The organism is Massilia polaris, assembly GCF_012927275.1.
Classification (GTDB): Bacteria; Pseudomonadota; Gammaproteobacteria; order Burkholderiales; family Burkholderiaceae_D; genus Telluria_A; species Telluria_A polaris.
The window spans coordinates 196,324-213,160 of record NZ_JABBGG010000009.1 but is presented as its reverse complement, the minus strand read 5'-3'; the positions used below and the strand labels follow the sequence as shown (position 1 = coordinate 213,160).

At 63.2% G+C, this 16,837-nt stretch carries 12 protein-coding genes and 1 riboswitch; of the genes, 6 read left to right on the top strand and 6 right to left on the bottom strand.

The window, feature by feature from the left end:
• A partial coding sequence (locus tag HHL21_RS21440) for a hypothetical protein (protein WP_206085819.1) occupies nucleotides 1–181 on the top strand: 181 nt, incomplete at its 5' end.
• Here HHL21_RS21440 and HHL21_RS16650 read toward each other — a convergent pair.
• Nucleotides 156–875, bottom strand: coding sequence for a PEP-CTERM sorting domain-containing protein (locus tag HHL21_RS16650; protein WP_169467874.1), 720 nt, complete (start codon nucleotides 873–875; stop codon nucleotides 156–158). The genes HHL21_RS21440 and HHL21_RS16650 overlap by 26 nt on opposite strands.
• A gap of 422 nt (nucleotides 876–1,297) precedes the next feature.
• Between HHL21_RS16650 and HHL21_RS16645 the strand changes: the two genes are divergently transcribed.
• Nucleotides 1,298–3,568 carry a S9 family peptidase gene (locus HHL21_RS16645; protein WP_229496492.1) on the top strand — a complete coding sequence of 757 codons (2,271 nt, stop codon included), beginning with the start codon at nucleotides 1,298–1,300 and terminating at the stop codon, nucleotides 3,566–3,568.
• Nucleotides 3,569–3,796: 228 nt separating this feature from the next.
• Nucleotides 3,797–3,883, top strand: a riboswitch (cyclic di-GMP riboswitch).
• A 132-nt stretch (nucleotides 3,884–4,015) separates the two neighbouring features.
• Nucleotides 4,016–5,842 carry a S8 family serine peptidase gene (locus tag HHL21_RS16640; protein ID WP_169467870.1) on the top strand — a complete coding sequence of 609 codons (1,827 nt, stop codon included), beginning with the start codon at nucleotides 4,016–4,018 and terminating at the stop codon, nucleotides 5,840–5,842.
• A gap of 52 nt (nucleotides 5,843–5,894) precedes the next feature.
• Here HHL21_RS16640 and HHL21_RS16635 read toward each other — a convergent pair whose 3' ends face one another.
• Nucleotides 5,895–7,124, bottom strand: coding sequence for a M20/M25/M40 family metallo-hydrolase (locus tag HHL21_RS16635; RefSeq protein ID WP_169467868.1), 1,230 nt, complete (start codon nucleotides 7,122–7,124; stop codon nucleotides 5,895–5,897).
• Between the two features lie 8 nt (nucleotides 7,125–7,132).
• The gene (locus HHL21_RS16630; protein ID WP_169467866.1) at nucleotides 7,133–8,350 is read right to left on the bottom strand and encodes a urate hydroxylase PuuD; all 1,218 of its coding nucleotides are present in this window, start codon (nucleotides 8,348–8,350) and stop codon (nucleotides 7,133–7,135) included.
• Between the two features lie 126 nt (nucleotides 8,351–8,476).
• On the opposite strand from HHL21_RS16630, the gene HHL21_RS16625 reads away from it, so the two are divergent.
• From HHL21_RS16625 to HHL21_RS16615, 3 genes are all read left to right on the top strand, one after another.
• Nucleotides 8,477–9,415, top strand: a complete 939-nt coding sequence (locus HHL21_RS16625; RefSeq protein ID WP_169467864.1) for a LysR substrate-binding domain-containing protein — start codon at nucleotides 8,477–8,479, stop codon at nucleotides 9,413–9,415.
• Between the two features lie 38 nt (nucleotides 9,416–9,453).
• Nucleotides 9,454–11,205, top strand: a complete 1,752-nt coding sequence (locus HHL21_RS16620) for an allantoate amidohydrolase (protein WP_169467862.1) — start codon at nucleotides 9,454–9,456, stop codon at nucleotides 11,203–11,205.
• A gap of 87 nt (nucleotides 11,206–11,292) precedes the next feature.
• Nucleotides 11,293–12,579 (top strand): MFS transporter, encoded by a 1,287-nt coding sequence (locus HHL21_RS16615; RefSeq protein ID WP_169467860.1) that lies wholly within the window; start codon nucleotides 11,293–11,295, stop codon nucleotides 12,577–12,579.
• 7 nt (nucleotides 12,580–12,586) lie between these two features.
• Here HHL21_RS16615 and HHL21_RS16610 read toward each other — a convergent pair whose 3' ends face one another.
• Genes HHL21_RS16610 through HHL21_RS16600 form a run of 3 tightly spaced genes read right to left on the bottom strand, consistent with a single transcriptional unit; the run spans nucleotide 12,587 to nucleotide 16,756 of the window.
• Entirely contained in the window at nucleotides 12,587–13,828 is a 1,242-nt protein-coding gene (locus HHL21_RS16610; RefSeq protein ID WP_169467858.1) for a Zn-dependent hydrolase, read from the bottom strand.
• A 30-nt stretch (nucleotides 13,829–13,858) separates the two neighbouring features.
• Complete coding sequence (gene hydA, locus HHL21_RS16605; protein ID WP_169467856.1) at nucleotides 13,859–15,250, bottom strand: dihydropyrimidinase; 1,392 nt, start codon at nucleotides 15,248–15,250, stop codon at nucleotides 13,859–13,861.
• A gap of 21 nt (nucleotides 15,251–15,271) precedes the next feature.
• The gene (locus tag HHL21_RS16600) at nucleotides 15,272–16,756 is read right to left on the bottom strand and encodes an NCS1 family nucleobase:cation symporter-1 (protein WP_169467854.1); all 1,485 of its coding nucleotides are present in this window, start codon (nucleotides 16,754–16,756) and stop codon (nucleotides 15,272–15,274) included.
• Nucleotides 16,757–16,837: the final 81 nt, after the last annotated feature.

Sequence of the window (16,837 nt, the reverse complement as noted above, 5' to 3'; positions counted from 1 at the left end):
GGGCGACCAAATTGTAGCCGGCGGTGCCGGACAAATACTGCTGGACGACAGCGAGCTTAAATTGTTCGGTGTACTTCGACATGAAAAACCCCAAAAGTTGGTGTCCAACTTTTGGGGTTCAGTTCAGTTCGACCGGCGTTTTTTAGCACTGCTTCTTACGCTTTGCGGCGACGGCGCCTGAGGGCGCCCGCACCGATCAGGCCGATGCCGAGCAGTGTAAGCGTCCCTGGCTCGGGAATTTCCTGTGGACCGCAGACTTCGATCTCAGGATTGCAAGGCGGAACGGTAGTGCTGCGGAGGATGAAGAAGGTTTCAAGCCCACCCTGGGCCATTGACGTTGCTGCCGACAGGCCGATGCGGTTTAACGCTGAAACGTGGGGTTCTGCCAGCGCGGCTTGCAACAAGTCGAGCTCGAACGCGAAGCCCGACTTTCCGGTACCCGGTTGGGTATCGGGGAAGAAGATCGGGCTAAAAGCGCCTGATGTGAACAATATCGTGCCGTCCGGCGCGAAGATGTTCAGTACCAGGTCGTCGAGCGAGATCGAACCGCCACTTGGCTCTGAAGCGTTGAAGATAATACGGATATCGGCCGCATTATCAATACCGACGTCGCCAAACAATTGCGTTTTCGTCTGTACGTTGGGCCCGACGACGTTGCCGGTGGCTACGTCACCGCCGGGGGTCCAATGCACTTCCCCTGCCTCGGTACCGTCATTATCGTGAATCGTGAGGATGGTCGATACCGCACCGATTCCCGTGCCCGACAGGGAAACCAACCCTGCAGGAACAAGCGATGCTTGACTGGACGACGCTGCAACAATGCTGCCTGCAATCGCAAGAAACTTTAGCAGGACAATCCTTGATTTTTTCATCATGTTCCCCTCGTTATATGAATGAGAAACTTTTTAATCGCCATGATCGACGATCATTCATTAGGTGTGCATGAATCGTGCCAGTTTATCTAAATCGCTGATTCATTGTTACATTATTTAAAAGCATCGCTTTAACGTGGCAGCGTTGTAAATATATTCGACAAACTTAAAGCTTTTAGTAAATGTTTCGCATCGTTTAATAAGAAATATTTCCGCCCGCTCGATATGCCCACTCTCCCGCTCGACTATTGATCAGCTCGCGCATGAAACGGCAGGTGCGCTAAAATGCGCCTTGGCAATCCCGATGGCATAAGCCGTCCCAACTTTACCAGCCAGGACAAATGCGTCTCTTCGTACTCCCTTTACTCGCTGCAATCTTGGCAATTCCCGCCGCAGCCTCTACGCCAATCAGCCTCAACCAAGCCATGTCCCACCCCGACTGGATCGGCACCCCTGCGGAAGACGCATGGTGGAGCTGGGACGGCAAGCAGGTCTTCTATAAACAGAAGCGCACCGGCTCGCAGCTGCGCGACACCTTCCAGGCGATTCCCGGCAAGCCGCGCCGCGTGGGCGACGCCGAACTGTCGAACATGGACGGCCCCAACGTCACGTACAACCGCGAGCGCACCCGCGCCGTGCTGCTGCGCAACGGCGACCTGTTCGAGCGCGACCTGAAGTCCGGCGCGCTGACCCAGATCACGCGCGGCAGCAGCGGCCTGGCCGCGCCCCAGTACTCGGCCGATGGCGGCAGCATCCAGTTCCGCGTCGGCCACGAATGGCTCAGCTGGAGCCGCGCCGACCGCCTGGTGTCGCCGGTAGTGCGCCTGCGCGCCGAGAAGGATCCTGCAGCAGCGCCGGACGACGACGCGCTGCGTGCGATGCAGCTGCGCCTGATCTCGACCCTGAAGCGCCAGAAGGATGACCGCGACGCCGCGCGCGACCGCACCGAGGAAGAGCGCCGCGCCGACCTGACTCGCGCGCCAGGCCCGGTCTACCTGGGCGACAAGGTCGTCATCGACGGCAGCGCGCTGTCGCCGGACGGCCGCTGGCTGCTCGCGGTGACTGCGCCAAAGAGCGCCGACAAGGGCCGCCTCGGCAAAATGCCGCGCTATATCACCGAGTCCGGCTACGAAGAATTCGACGACCAGCGCCCGCGCGTCGGCCGCAACCTGCCGTTGGCGCATGCGCTCAAGCTGGTCGACCTGAAGACCCGCAAGGTGCACGAGCTGTCGTTCGACGTGCTGCCGGGCGTCGCCACCGATCCGCTGGCCGAACTGCGCAAAGCACAGAGTATCGACCCGCTTAAGGGCAACCGCACCGTGCGCGTGGACGACGACGGCGAGAGCATCCGCTGGAGCGCCAACGGAACCCAAGCCGCCGTGATGCTGCGCGCGGTCGACAACAAGGACCGCTGGATCGCCAAGGTCGACCTGGCCGGCATCAAGCTTAATCCAGTCCATCGCCAGAGCGATGTCGCGTGGGTCAACTCGGGCAATAACGACTTCGGCTGGCTCCCTGATAACGGCACGCTATGGTTCCTGTCCGAAGAAACCGGCTACTCGCACCTGTACACGATGAATGCGGCGAATGCAGTCCGCGCGCTCACCCGCGGCAACTGGGAAGCGACGCGCGTGCAGTGGACATCGGATGGTGCCAGCGCCTACATGCTATGCAACCCGAAGAACCCGGGCACCTATGAAGTGTGCGCGGTGTCGGCCAAAGACGGCGTGATGCGCGAAGCCACGTCGCTCGAAGGCGTCGAGCACTTCACGCTGTCGCCGGACCAGCGCAAGCTGCTGGTCGGTTACTCGTCGAGCTACATGCCGATTCAGCTGGCGACTGTGCCGGCGGCCGGCGGCGCCGCGGCCAGGCTGACTGACACGCGCACCGCCGGCTTCAAGGCGCGCACATGGGTCGAGCCGCAGAATGTGGCCGTACCGTCGACCAAAGGCGCGGGGCAGATCTGGGCCAAGCTGTATCGCCCGGCCACGCTGGAACCTGGCAAGAAGTATCCGATCGTGATGTTCGTGCACGGCGCCGGCTACCTTCAGAACGTCAGCAAGCGCTACCCGGTCTACTTCCGCGAACAGATGTTCCACAACCTGCTGGTTGAAAAAGGCTACATCGTCCTCGACATGGACTACCGCGCATCGAAGGGCTACGGGCGCGACTGGCGCACGGCGATCTACCGCCAGATGGGCTATCCGGAGCTGGAAGACTACATCGACGGCGTCAACTGGATGGCGGCAAACCACCAGGGCGACCTGAAGAACGTCGACATTTACGGCGGCAGCTACGGCGGCTTCATGACCTTCATGGCGCTGATGCGCGCACCGGACTCGTTCAAGGCGGGCGCCGCACTGCGTCCGGTGACCGACTGGACCACCTACAACCACGAGTACACATCCAACATCCTGAACACGCCTGACCTCGACCCGGACGCGTACAGGAAGTCGTCGCCGATCGAGTACGCCGACCAGTTGCGCGGCAACCTGCTGATCTCGCACGGCATGGTGGACGATAACGTGTTCTACCAGGACTCGGTGCGCATCGCGCAACGCCTGATCGAGCTTAAGAAGGACAACTGGGAGATGGCCAGCTACCCGCTCGAGCGCCACGCGTTCGTGCAGCCGGAAAGCTGGTACGACCAGTACCGAAGGATCTACCAGCTGTTCGAACGGACGCTGAAGAACTGATAACGAAGGCACCCGCGGGTGCCTTTTTTTCATATGCGGATGAAGTACACGGCGCCACCTGTTCCCGTCGTTGGACACACTTGAAAACCAGTCTGTACAGATCGTCAGGAAGATGTCGAAAAGGGTAGACAAGCGTGAATTTGTTACAAAATTTTCGAGTCCGAACGTACACAGATCACGCAATTCAATCGTGCACCATCGCCTTTTCCCTTAGCATTGCCCTTCGCAATCTGCAAAAGGCAAACCCCGCTAAAGCGGGGGACGCAAAGTCACCGGTCTACCGGGCGCACGCCCCACGACGGCAGGACTGCCAGACGCGCCATTTGTCCGCGCCACTGCGGACAAATGCGGAATAACTCCCCAAGCAATCGGCAACCAAGCCATGCTGAGCTATTTCATGCGTGATTGAGCAGTCCTGATTCGGCCTCTAATGAACAGGACAAGTCGATGAAATTTTCTCGCACGCTTCCTTCCCCAGTCATCCAGCAGCGCACCTTCAAGCTGACGTTCGGCGCCGCGCTTGCCATCTCCGCGATGACCGCGCTGGCCCCGCAGGCCCACGCGGCACGCGTGGACCGCGCCGATGAAACCGAATTTGCGCGAGGCCGCATCCTGGTCGAACCGCGCGAAGGCCTCTCCGCCGACGAATTCGAAAAGATCGTCCGTGGCCACGGTGGCCGCCGCCGCAAGCTTGGACAAAGCAACCTGCACGTCGTCGATCTGCAGGGCAATGAGCCGGACGACGACGTCGTCGAAAAGCTGCGCCGCAATCCGCACGTGAAGTACGCCGAGCGTGACCGACGCGTCAAAAGCACGATGGCCGTCAACGATCCCTACATCGGCAGCGCATGGCACCTCACCAACATCGGCGCCAACACCGCGTGGGACAGCGCGATGGGTGCGGGCGTGACGATCGCGATCCTCGACTCCGGCGTCGACCCGGCCCACCCGGACCTGAAGGCCAGCCTCGTCCCGGGCTACAACTCGTACAACAACAATACCGACACCGCCGACGTCTGCGGCCACGGCACCGCCGTCGCCGGCACTGCCGCCGCGGCCACCAATAACGGCGTCGGCGTCGCAGGCGTCGCAGGCAAGGCCAGGATCATGCCGATCCGGATCGCGTTCATGGATGCCGCCACCAACAGCTGCTACACCTACTTCAGTACCGTCGCCGCAGGCCTGACCTGGGCAGCCGACCACGGCGCGCGGGTTGCCAACGTCAGCTTCGCTGGCGTCGCGGGCAGCTCCGCCGTCCAGAGTGCAGCGCAATACATGAAGAACAAGGGCGGCCTGGTGTTCGTCTCGGCCGGCAATGCGGGCCGCGACGAAGGCTACACCCCGACCACGACGCTGGTTGCCGTGTCGGCGACCGACAACACGAACACCAAGACCAGCTGGTCGAGCTATGGCAATTTCGTTTCGCTGTCCGCGCCGGGCAGCGCCATCTGGGCGCCGGTCAAAGGCGGCAGCTATTCGACCTGGAACGGTACTTCCTTCGCCAGCCCGGTGGCCGCCGGCGTGGCGGCGCTGCTGATGTCGGCACGTCCTTTGCTGACCAGCACCCAGGTTGAATCGATGCTGTTCTCGACCGCTGTCGACCGCGGCGCAGCAGGCCGCGACGCGCTGTACGGCTACGGCCGCGTGGACGCGGCGCGCGCGATGCAAAAGGCACTCGGCGGTGCTGCCCCGGTCGCCGATATGACTGCCCCTGCCGTGTCAATCTCCGCGCCGCTGGCCAACAGCACTGCCAGCGGCAGCGTGCCGGTCAACATCAATGCCAGCGACAACGTCGGCGTGGCGCGCGTTGAACTCAAGGTCAACAGCACCGTGGTGGCGATCGACAGCGCGGCGCCGTTTGGCTTCAGCTGGAACTCGGCCGGCGCCTACAACGGCATGAACACCCTCGTCGCGACCGCATACGACGCCGCTGGTAACGTCAAGGCATCGGCGCCGGTATCCGTCAACGTCGCCAATGCGAACACAGTGGTGGCACGCGACACCACACCGCCTGCGGTCAAGATCATCAATCCGGTACCGGGCATGGTTGCCGGCACGGTCACGGTCAGCATCAATGCGTCCGACAACGCCGGCGCGGCAGGCATTTCGCAGACCCTGTACATCGACAACGTCGCCGTCGCACAGGGCAAAGGCAATGCGATGGCGTATTCGTGGGCGAGCTCAAAGGCCGCAGCCGGCCTGCACACGATCAAGGCAGTGGCCAGGGACGCCGCCGGCAACTCCGCAACCACCTGGTTCCAGGTCACCAAATAATCAGACGCGCGCTGTAAAACAAGAAACCGGGTTCACGCCCGGTTTTTTTTGGCTACTTGCCGAGGAAATCCAGCAGTGTCAGCGCCACCACCTTGGTCGCCTTGCGCAAGTCCTCCAGCGCCAGCCTCTCATCGGCCTTCTTCGCATTCGACTCGGGCACCGTACGCGGGCCGGCCCCGTACAGCACCGCCGGGATCCCGTGTTCGCCATACAGACGCGCATCCGCGTACAGCGGCGTACCCTGCGCCGTGACCTCCTCGCCGATCACCTCGCGGCCGTGCTTCTGCAACGACGCGACCAGCTTCGCGCCTTCAGGCAGCGGCCGCAACGCGCGCGACAGCAGCAGGCGGCGGGTCTCGATACGAATGCCGGGTTCTCCCTTCACTGCATCTTCGATCAGCGCCCTCACCTGCGCCTCGACCGCGACCGGATCCTCGTCCGGAATCATGCGGCGGTCCATCTTCATGACGACCTTGCCCGGCACGACATTGGTGTTGGTTCCACCTTCGATCTGGCCGACCAGCATGGTTGGCGAATCGATGCCCGGCACCTTCGACTTGATTTTTTTCAGTTCCGGTATCTGCGCGTAGAGCGCATTGAGGATCTTCGTCGCCGCCTGCAGCGCATCGTGCCCGGTCTCGGGCATGGCGCCGTGCCCCGACTTGCCATGCACGGTAATCTCCAGCTGCAGGCAGGCGTTGTGCGCCGTGACGATGTTGTAGCTGAATCCGGCCGCAATGACGAAGTCGGGCTTGGTCAGATTCTGCTCCAGCAGCCAGCCCGGCCCCAGCAGCCCGCCGAATTCCTCGTCATAGGTGAAGTGCAGTTCCACCCCGCCCTTCAATGGTACGCCCAGCGCCTCCAGCGCACGCACGGCGAAAATGTAAGTCGCGAAATCGCACTTCGACACCGCTGCCGCGCGGCCGTAGATGTAGCCGTCTTCCACCACGCCGCCATACGGCGGTTTGGTCCAGCCTTCGCCCGGCGGCACCACGTCGCCGTGCGCATTGAGCGCGATGGTCGGCCCGCCGGCGCCATACGGACGGCGCACGATCAGGTTGGTGATGCTCTCCATGCCGTAATCGCGCACCAGCTGCGCCGGCACGACGTGCTTTTCGGCGTTCCATCCGAATCCTTGCACCATGTCGGCCACGGCCTCGGCGTGCGGCGCGTTGTTGCCCGGGGGGGTGTCGGTCGGAACGCGGATCACCTGCTGGAGAAAGGCCACCTCTTCATCGAAGTGCTCGTCGATCCACGCTGTCAGTTGTTCTTGTGTCGTCATGTCGATTCCTATTTGGCGCCCGCTTCGAACCACGCCGCGACCTGCGCGCGTTCGGCGTCCGTCATGTTGGTGAGGTTCCCGATCGGCATAGCCTTGAGCTGCACCGACTGTTCATAAATCTTGACCGCGTTCTGGCGGATCGACGCCGCGTCGTGCAGCATGATGCCGGCCGGCGCGGACGCGAACCCGGGCTGGGTCGGCGCCGCCGCATGGCACGACACGCAGCGCTGCCCGATGATCTGCTGGACCGCGGCAAACTGCGCCGCCGGGTCGGCAGCGGTATCGCGTGCGGCAGGCGCCTTCGGCGCAATCGCGACGGCAAGCGCCAGCAGCAGCGCGATACCGGCAATCGGATACTTCCACTCAACGCGGCCCTTGTGGCGCAGGTTGAAGAAGTGGCGGATCAACACGCCGGCCGCCATGATCACGCCCAGCACCGCCCACGCATGCTCGTGGCGGTAGGTCATCGCGTAGTGGTTGCTGATCATGATGAACAGGACCGGCAGCGTGAAGTAGTTGTTATGGACGCTGCGCTGCTTGGCCTTCAGGCCGTGGACCGGGTCGGGCTTCTGCCCCGCCATCATCGCGTTCACCATCTTGCGCTGGCCCGGGATAATCAGCATCAGCACATTCCCGACCATCATGGTGCCGATCATCGCGCCGACGTGGATGTAGGCCGCGCGACCGCTCAGGTAATGGGTCAGCACGTACGCGCTCGCCAGCAGCAGCGTGAAGATCACGGCGCCGAACGCAAGGTCGTGCTGGCCGAGTTTCGAGCGGCACAGCAGGTCGTACACGATCCACCCCAGCACAATGCTGCCAATGCCGATGCCGATCGCCTGCCAGCTTGTGAGGTCGGCCACCGCCGTATCGACCATCATCGCCTGCGCGTTGAAGTAGTAGACGATCATCAGCAGCACGAAGCCGGACAGCCAGGTCGAGTATGCCTCCCACTTGAACCAGTGCAGTTCCTTTGGCAGTTCGCCTGGCGCGACCAGATACTTTTGCGGGTTGTAGAAGCCGCCGCCGTGGACCGCCCACAGCTCGCCCGACACGCCCTTGCTGGCCAGCTCGGAGCCCGGCGCCGGCGGGCGGATCGTGTTATCGAGCCAGACAAAATAGAACGAGGCGCCGATCCATGCGATGCCGGTGATGACGTGCAGCCACCGGACCAGCAGGTTGAGCCAGTCGAGGCCGTAGGGGAGCAGGTGTCCAAAAACTTCCATGGGAATCCTTGTTGCGGGAACAACGACAATAGTACGGCGAATTTTTACAGAAGATAAATGCTTTCGATTCCAACCACATGAAAAATCGCGTATATTCGACATAACCGATTTGATATACATTCCCCCATGGCCAGCCTTCCCCAGCACCTTGATCTCCACCTGATCCGCATCCTTTACATGTTGCTGGTCGAAAAGAATGTTTCGCGGGTGGCGCTCAAGCTCAACCAGCCGCAGCCGTCGATTTCGGCGTCGCTGCGCAAGCTGCGCGAACTGACCGGCGACCCGCTGCTGGTGCGCGGCGCGCGCGGCATGGTGCCGACCCAGCACGGCGAAAGCCTGCTCAAGCCGGCCAAGCGCATCCTCGACGAAACCGAGAGCCTGTTCGTCAAGAAGTCTCCCTTTATACCGGAACAGGAAGCGCGCACCTTCAACATCGCCGCCCCCGACTACCTCGACAGCCAGTTCCTGCCCAACGTGGTGGCGGCGCTGCGGCGCGGCTCGCCCAACAGCCGCGTGGTGATCCACAGCCTGGGGCCGGGCGTCGACTACATCCGCATGCTGTCGGACGGCGACATGGACCTCGTCATCGCCAACTGGGACGAACCGCCGCCGCACCTGCACATGTCGAAGCTGTTCGAGGACCCGATCATCTGCACCATGCGCGCGGATTCGCCCTACGCGCGGCGAACCGAGAGCGACGCGATGACTGTCGAAGACTATCTCAGCCTGCCCCACGTGGCGCCGTCGCGCATGATGCCGGGCCACCGCGGCGTCATCGACGCCTTCCTCGAGCGCGAAGGCATGCGCCGCAACGTCGCGGTCGAATCGGCCTACTTCGGCCTGATCCCGTACATGCTGACCCAGACCGACCTGGTGCTGACCACCGGCCGCCAGTTCATCCGGTTCTATGAACGCACGCTGCCGCTCAAGACGTTCACGGTGCCGGTCAAATTCCCGCCGATGCGCTTCTACCAGCTGTGGCACGAGCGCGTCCACCAGGCGCCCGAACACAAATGGCTGCGCGACCAGCTGAGCGCTGCGGCGAAGGCGCTGATCCAAAAGTAAGCGCGTACTATATGCCTCATCATCCCCGGACAGAGACCATGAGCACATTTCAAGAATTGAACGGCTGTGACCCACAGGCTTTCGTCGATACCCTGCGCGGCATCTATGAACACTCGCCATGGATTCCGGAGCGCGCGGCTGTGCAGCGCCCGTTCGCCACGCCGGTGGCGCTGAAGCTCGCCCTGCAGGGCGTGGTGTCGAACGCAAGCACGGACGAACAACTGGGCCTGATCCGCGCCCACCCGGAACTCGCGGGCAAGGCCGCTATCGCAGGCGAACTGACCACCGAATCGACGGGCGAGCAGGCCAGGTCAGGCCTGAACCTGTGCAGCGCCGACGAGTATGCGACGCTGCACAAGCTGAACGCCGACTACAACGCCAAATTCGGCTTTCCGTTCATCCTCGCGGTCAAAGGCCCGACGGGCAACGGGCTGACCCGCCAGCAGGTGATCGAGACCTTTAGCCGCCGCCTGAAGAACCAGCGCACCGACGAGATGGCCGAATGCCTGCGCCAGATCCATCGCATCGCCGAGATCCGCCTTAACGACCTGCTCAAGCTCGACCCCGGCTTCGGTCCGCTGGTGATGCAGTGGTCCGAGACAATCGGCGCGTGGAGCGAAGCCGAGAACTGCCTCACGTGCTCGTACATGACGCCGACCCACCGCCGCACCGCAGCGCAGATCGCGGACTGGATGCGCGAAGCCGGCATGACTGCGCACATCGACCCGGTCGGCAACGTGGTCGGGCGCTACGAGGCCGCCGACCCTTCGGCCAAGACGCTGATGACCGGTTCGCACTACGACACCGTGCGCGATGGCGGCAAATACGACGGTCGGCTCGGCATCCTGCTGCCGATTGCGATCGTAAGCCACCTGGATGCGCGCGGCGAACGCCTGCCCTTCCATCTGGAGATTGTCGGCTTCGCGGAAGAAGAAGGCGTGCGCTTCAAGAGCACCTTCCTGGGAAGTAATGCGATTGCCGGCCGCTTCGATATGACGCAGCTGGACCAGCTTGATGCGGACGGCGTCACGATGCGCGATGCGCTGGCCGATGCGGGCCATGACGTGAATGCCATTGCCGCCGCTGCGCGCGACCCTGCAAGCCTGCTCGGGTTTGTCGAGGTTCACATCGAACAGGGTCCGGTGCTGCTGGAGCACGGTCTGGCGGTCGGCGTCGTTACCGCGATCGCGGGCAGTTCGCGCTTTCTGGTGACACTGACCGGGCTTGCCAGCCACGCCGGCACGACGCCAATGACCATGCGCAAGGACGCCGCAGCTGCGGCGGCCGAGATCGTGCTGATGGTGGAGTCGCGCTGCAGCCAGGGGAATTCGCTGGTCGGCACGGTGGGACAGCTCGAGGTGCCAAACGGTTCGGTGAACGTCATTCCCGGTCACTGCAAGCTGTCGCTCGATATCCGCGCTGCGAGCGACGAGATGCGGCTGGCGGCGGTGGACGATGTCCTCGAAGGTATCGCCGCGATCTGCGCACGGCGCCAGGTTGAGGCGGAGATCAGGCAGGTGGTGTCGGCATCGGCGGCGCCGTGCGCGCCGTGGATGATGGACCAGCTGGGCGCAGCGGTCGAGCGCGCGGGCTTGCCGCGTTACGACCTCCCGTCGGGCGCGGGACATGACGCGATGGCGATGGCGAAGATCACGGATGTCGCGATGCTGTTTACGCGCTGCGGCAATGGCGGAATCAGCCATAACCGGCTGGAGACCATGACGGCCGATGATGCCGAGGTGACGGGTCAGGTGCTGCTGGATTTTCTCCGGGAATTTCAATCGAACTGACCCCCATCCGCGCGATGCACTGTTCGGGCATCGCGCCGTCATCTATACTCGCCATCATTTTCCCCACGGCGCAGCCTGCGTTCTGAAATGATCTATATCCCTGCTGACCAAGCCACGCCTCCCCGTATTCGCCGTAGCCAAACCCTGGCGCTCGTGCTGCTGGTGGTCTGCGGCGTTATTAATTACCTGGACCGCGCCACCCTGGCCGTGGCCAATGAGTACATTCGCGCTGACCTCGGCCTGTCACTCGGCCAAATGGGCCTGCTGCTGTCGGCATTTTCGTGGAGCTATGCGCTATGCCAGCTCCCCGTCGGCGCGCTGGTCGACAAGGTGGGGCCGCGCTGGCTGCTCGGTATCGGGCTGGTGATCTGGTCGCTGGCGCAAGCCGCGGGTGGACTGGCGGCGACCTTCGGCTGGTTCGTGATCGCGCGCATCGCGCTCGGTATCGGCGAGGCGCCGCAGTTTCCGGCGGCGGCACGGGTCGTCAGCAACTGGTTCCCGTTACGTTCGCGCGGGACACCGACCGGCATCTACAATTCGGCTTCGCCGCTCGGCGTGGCGCTCGCGCCCTTGCTGCTCTCGCCGTTGATTGTCGCGACGAGCTGGCATTGGGCCTTCTTCGTCACTGGCGCGCTTGGCTTGGTGGCGGCAGTCGTCTGGGTCGCCCTTTATCGCGATCCGGTACGCGAGCAACTGACCGCCGTCGAGCGCGCGTATCTTGAAGGGGATGACGCAGGCAAGGCGAAACCGAAAGTGGACTTTGCCGCCTGGCGCGCACTGTTCCGTCACCGCGCCACATGGGGCATGATGCTCGGCTTTTTCGGCTCGGTCTACCTCAACTGGGTCTACCTGACCTGGCTGCCAGGCTACCTGAGGACTGAACGGCATATGGACCTGGCGCAGTCCGGCATCGCGGCCTCCATACCCTTCTTTTGTGGCTTCGCTGGCGCCCTGCTGGCCGGATGGGCTTCCGATCGGGTGACCCGTGGCGCTGCCTCGCCGGTAGCCGCGCGCCGCAACGCGGTGGTGGTGGCGATGCTTGGCATGGTGGCGTTCACGATTCCGGCTGCACTGGTCGAGAGTAATGTCCTGGCCGTGGCCTGCATCTCGATCGTCATCTTCCTCGCCAACGCCTCGTCGGCCTGTTCGTGGTCGCTCGCCACGGTGGCGGCGCCTCCGAGCCGCATCGCGTCGCTCGGGGCGATCCAGAACTTCGGCGGCTTTCTTGGCGGTGCGCTTGCACCGATCCTGACCGGCTACATCGCGCAGACCTGGTCGTTCGTGCCAGCGTTGCTGACCGGCGCCGCGATCGCCTTCCTTGGCGCGATGTCGTATCACTTTTTGGTTGTCCGGCCCATTCCTGAGCAGGATTGACAGCCGCTTAGTTCGAGATCACCCGCGCCCGTTCGAGCATCGCATGCAGCAGCACGTTGCAACCCGCTTCGAGGTGGCCGGGCTGCGCGTCTTCGATCTCGTTGTGGCTGATGCCGTCCTTGCACGGCACGAAGATCATCCCCGAAGGCGCGACGCGCGCCGTATAGATGGCATCATGGCCCGCGCCGGAAACGACGTCCATGGTCGAGTAGCCGAGTTTTTCAGTCGCTGCGCGTACCGCATCGACGCAATCGGGATGGAACGGGCATGGCGGGTAGTACGACACCCGCTCGACCTTGATCGACAGCCCGGAGTCTGCGCTGGTCTTGTCGACAAAGGCCAGCATCTCTTCATGCATCGTGTTGAGCAGTTCGTCATTCACGTTGCGCAGGTCGATGCTGAACTTGACCTCGCCGGGTATCACGTTGCGGCTGTTCGGGAACACCTGCACCATGCCCACGGTCCCGCGCCCATACGGCGGATAGCGGTTCGCGATCTGCACCACCTCCTGCATGATGCGCGTCGCGACCTGCAGCGCGTCCTTGCGCAGTCCCATCGGCGTCGGCCCTGCGTGTGCCTCCATGCCGCTGACGACGCAGTCGTACCACGACAGCCCCATCACTGCCGGCACCACGCCAATAACCTTGTCCGCGTCTTCCAGCACCGGGCCCTGCTCGATATGCGTTTCAAAATACGCGCCGATCGGATGCTGTCCCGGCACCTGGTCGCCCATGTAGCCGATGCGCGCCAGTTCGTCGCGCACGCTCTTGCCTTCGGTGTCGACGGCGGCATATGCGGTATCGAGGCTGAAGGCGCCGCAGAACACGCCCGAACCCATCATCACCGGCACGAAGCGCGAGCCTTCCTCGTTGGTCCAGAACGCGACTTCGATCGGCGCTTCGGTGACGATGCCGCGGTCGTTCAGCGTACGCACGACTTCGAGGCCGGCCAGCACACCGTAGTTGCCGTCGAACTTGCCGCCGGTCGGCTGCGTATCGATATGGGAGCCGGTCATCACCGGAGGCAGCGACGGATTGCTACCCTCGCGGCGCATGAACACATTGCCGATCTGGTCGACCGTCACCGACAGGCCGGCTTCCTTCGCCCACCCGACGACCAGGTCGCGGCCCTGCTTGTCGAGGTCCGTCAGCGCCAGGCGCTTGACGCCGCCCTTCGGCGTTGCGCCGATCTTCGCCAACTCCATCAGCGAGGCCCACAGGCGGTCGCCATTGATACGCAGGTCGTTCATGTTCAGCTCCAGTAAGCGGTGATGTAAAACCTAAGCCGTGACCGGCGCGAACGCCGGGCGGTCGATATGCCTGCCCGCGCCCTCGACCGCGCGCAGTTCGCCCTTCGAGAACACCACATTGCCGGCCGAGAGCGTAGTGGTCGGGATTCCCTGCACCGTGCGGCCTTCGAATACGTTGAAGCCGCCTTTGGCGAACTGCGTCTTCGCTGAAATCGTGCGCGTGCCTTGCGGGTCCCACACCACGATATCGGCATCGGCGCCGACCGCAATCAGACCCTTGCGCGGATACATATTGAAGATCTGCGCGGCGTTGGTGGACGTGACCCGCACGAACTCGGACGGCGTCAGCTTGCCGGTGCCTACACCGGCATCCCACACCACCGACATGCGGTCCTCGACGCCGCCGCAGCCGTTCGGGATCTTGGTGAAATTGTCGGCGCCCGCAGCCTTCTGCTCCGCACAGAAGGTGCAGTGGTCGGTCGCCGTCGTATGCAGGTTGCCGCCCTGGAGGCCCTGCCACAGCGCGGCCTGGTGGTGCTTGCCGCGGAACGGCGGGCTCATGACGTGGCCACGGGCGAATTCGAGGTCGCTGCTGTAGTAGACGCTGTCGTCGATCACCAGGTGTCCCGCCAGCGCCTCGCCATACACGCGCTGACCCTTGGCGCGGGCGCGTGTGATGGCGTCCAGCGATTCGGCGCACGACACGTGGACGATGTACACCGGTGTGCCTAGCACGTTGGCAATCGCGATGGCGCGGTTGGCCGCCTCCGCTTCCACTTCAGGCGGACGCGAGAGCGGATGCGCGGACGGCCCGGTGATGCCTTTGCGGAGCAGGTCCTGCTGCAGCTGGAATACCAGCTCGCCGTTCTCGGCGTGCACGGTCGGGATGGCGCCCAGTTCAAGCGCGCGCGTGAAGCTTTTCACCAGCGTTTCGTCATCCGCCATGATCGCGTTCTTGTACGCCATGAAGTGCTTGAAGCTGTTCACGCCGTGGTCGCGCACCAGCGTGCCCATGTCGGCGTGCACCGAGTCCGCCCACCACGTTACCGCCACATGGAAGGTGTAGTCGCCGGCAGACTTCTTCGCCCAGCCGCGCCATGTGTGATACGCCTCGAGCAGCGACTGCTTCGGGTCGGGGATGACGAAGTCCATGATGGTGGTGGTGCCGCCCGCCAGCCCAGCCGCGGTGCCGGTGAAGAAATCGTCAGCGGTGACGGTGCCCATGAAGGGCAGCTGCATGTGCGTGTGGGTGTCGATCCCGCCTGGCATCACATACTGGCCCGAAGCATCGATCACCGTGGCGTGCGGCGGCGCTTCTAGGCCCTCGCCTACCGCGACGATCTTGTCGCCGAAGCACAGCACATCGGCGCGGAAAGCGCGGTCCGCGTTGACAACGGTACCGCCTCGAATAATGGTCGTCATTTGATCTCCCGTAGATTCGTTCTAGGAATGGGTTGCAGGGCGCAGCGCAGGCTGCGTGCGCCCGATCATCAGTACGCCGTAGACAATGGCGGCAATCGCCACGCCGACAAACCAGGCGTAGGTGTAAATCGTCTTGAAGATGTCGCCGACTTCAGGGAACGACGCGGGGAAAGCAGCGTTCAGGAAGCCCGGGATATTCGGCAGCACGCCCAGCACGAAGGCGACGATGGCGGCGACATTCCAGCCGTTGCGGTACGTGTACACGCCACCGTGGCGATACAGGTCGTCGACGTTCAGCGTGGTTTTGCGGATGAAGTAGTAATCGATGATCATGATGCCTGCGATCGGCCCAAGCAGCGCCGAGTAGCCGATCAGCCAGGTGAAGATGTAGCCTTGCGTCGTTTCCAGTATCTTCCACGGCATCATGACCAGCGCGATGCCGGCCGTGATGTAGCCGCCGGTGCGATACGAAATGTGCTTCGGCGAGAGCGCCGAGAAATCGTACGCCGGTCCGACCAGGTTGGCCGCGAGGTTGACGCTGACGGTATCGACCAGCAGCACGATCAGCGCGATCAGCACGGCGATGCCGGTCATGCGGCTGGCCAGGTCGACTGGGTCCCAAAGCGCCTTGCCGTAAAGGACCACGGTAGCCGAAGTGACGATGACCGCCAGCGCGGCCAGCAGTCCCATTGGTACAGGAAGGCCCACGGCCTGGCCGATCACCTGGTCGCGCTGGGTTTTGGCGAAGCGGGTGAAATCAGGGATGTTCAGCGCCAGCGTGGCCCAGAAGCCGACCATCGCCGTCAGCGAAGGCCAGAAAGTAGTCCAGAACTGGCCGGCTTTTTTGCCGCCTTCGACGAACTGCGACGGCGCGTCCAGCAGCGGGCCGAACCCGCCGGCCTTGTTGTAGACCCAGCCAAGCAGCACGAAGCAGATCAGGATCTTGAGGGGGGCTGTGTAGGTTTCGAGCTTGCGGATCGAATCGATGCCGTGTACGACGTAATACAGCTGGATCAGCCAGAAACCGAGGAAGCAGGCCAGCTGGGCGCCGTTGATGCCAAGGCCGGCGATCTTGTCGCCGCCGATCTCATACCCGAGCATCACGCCGAGCAGCGTGTAGATCATGCTGCCGCCGAACCAGGTCTGGATGCCGTACCAGCCGCACGCGACGATGGCGCGCATCAGCGCGGGAAGCCGCGCCCCGGTGGTCCCGAACGACGAACGCGCCAGCACAGCGTACGGAATGCCGTACTTGGTGCCGGCGTGGCCGATCAGCAGCATCGGGATCAGCACGATGGCGTTTGCCAGGAACACAGTGACCACGGCCTGGTAGCCGGACATGCCGCTTTCGATCAGCGTCGCAGACAGGGTGTATGCCGGGATGCACATCACCATCCCGACCCACAGCGCCGCAAAGTGGTACCAGCGCCATGTGCGCTGGGCCGCGGTGGTCGGGGCCAGGTCTTCGTTCCAAAGCTGCGTGTTCGCTGACAGGTCTTTGCTCACAGTGTTGTTCTCCGTTTTAGTCGAGGCAAAAATGCTAAGTCAGTTTAACGCAAAGCGATGGCATATTGACAGCCCGTACGC

Excerpts from the sequence above, each read along its gene's own strand:
- HHL21_RS16640 (WP_169467870.1), top strand. The coding sequence starts at position 4,016 with ATGAAATTTTCTCGCACGCTTCCTTCCCCAGTCATCCAGCAGCGCACC.
- HHL21_RS16645 (WP_229496492.1), top strand. The coding sequence starts at position 1,298 with ATGTCCCACCCCGACTGGATCGGCACCCCTGCGGAAGACGCATGGTGG.
- HHL21_RS16615 (WP_169467860.1), top strand. The coding sequence starts at position 11,293 with ATGATCTATATCCCTGCTGACCAAGCCACGCCTCCCCGTATTCGCCGT.
- HHL21_RS16625 (WP_169467864.1), top strand. The coding sequence starts at position 8,477 with ATGGCCAGCCTTCCCCAGCACCTTGATCTCCACCTGATCCGCATCCTT.
- HHL21_RS16630 (WP_169467866.1), bottom strand. The coding sequence starts at position 8,350 with ATGGAAGTTTTTGGACACCTGCTCCCCTACGGCCTCGACTGGCTCAAC.
- hydA (WP_169467856.1), bottom strand. The coding sequence starts at position 15,250 with ATGACGACCATTATTCGAGGCGGTACCGTTGTCAACGCGGACCGCGCT.
- HHL21_RS16620 (WP_169467862.1), top strand. The coding sequence starts at position 9,454 with ATGAGCACATTTCAAGAATTGAACGGCTGTGACCCACAGGCTTTCGTC.
- HHL21_RS16650 (WP_169467874.1), bottom strand. The coding sequence starts at position 875 with ATGATGAAAAAATCAAGGATTGTCCTGCTAAAGTTTCTTGCGATTGCA.
- HHL21_RS16635 (WP_169467868.1), bottom strand. The coding sequence starts at position 7,124 with ATGACGACACAAGAACAACTGACAGCGTGGATCGACGAGCACTTCGAT.
- HHL21_RS16610 (WP_169467858.1), bottom strand. The coding sequence starts at position 13,828 with ATGAACGACCTGCGTATCAATGGCGACCGCCTGTGGGCCTCGCTGATG.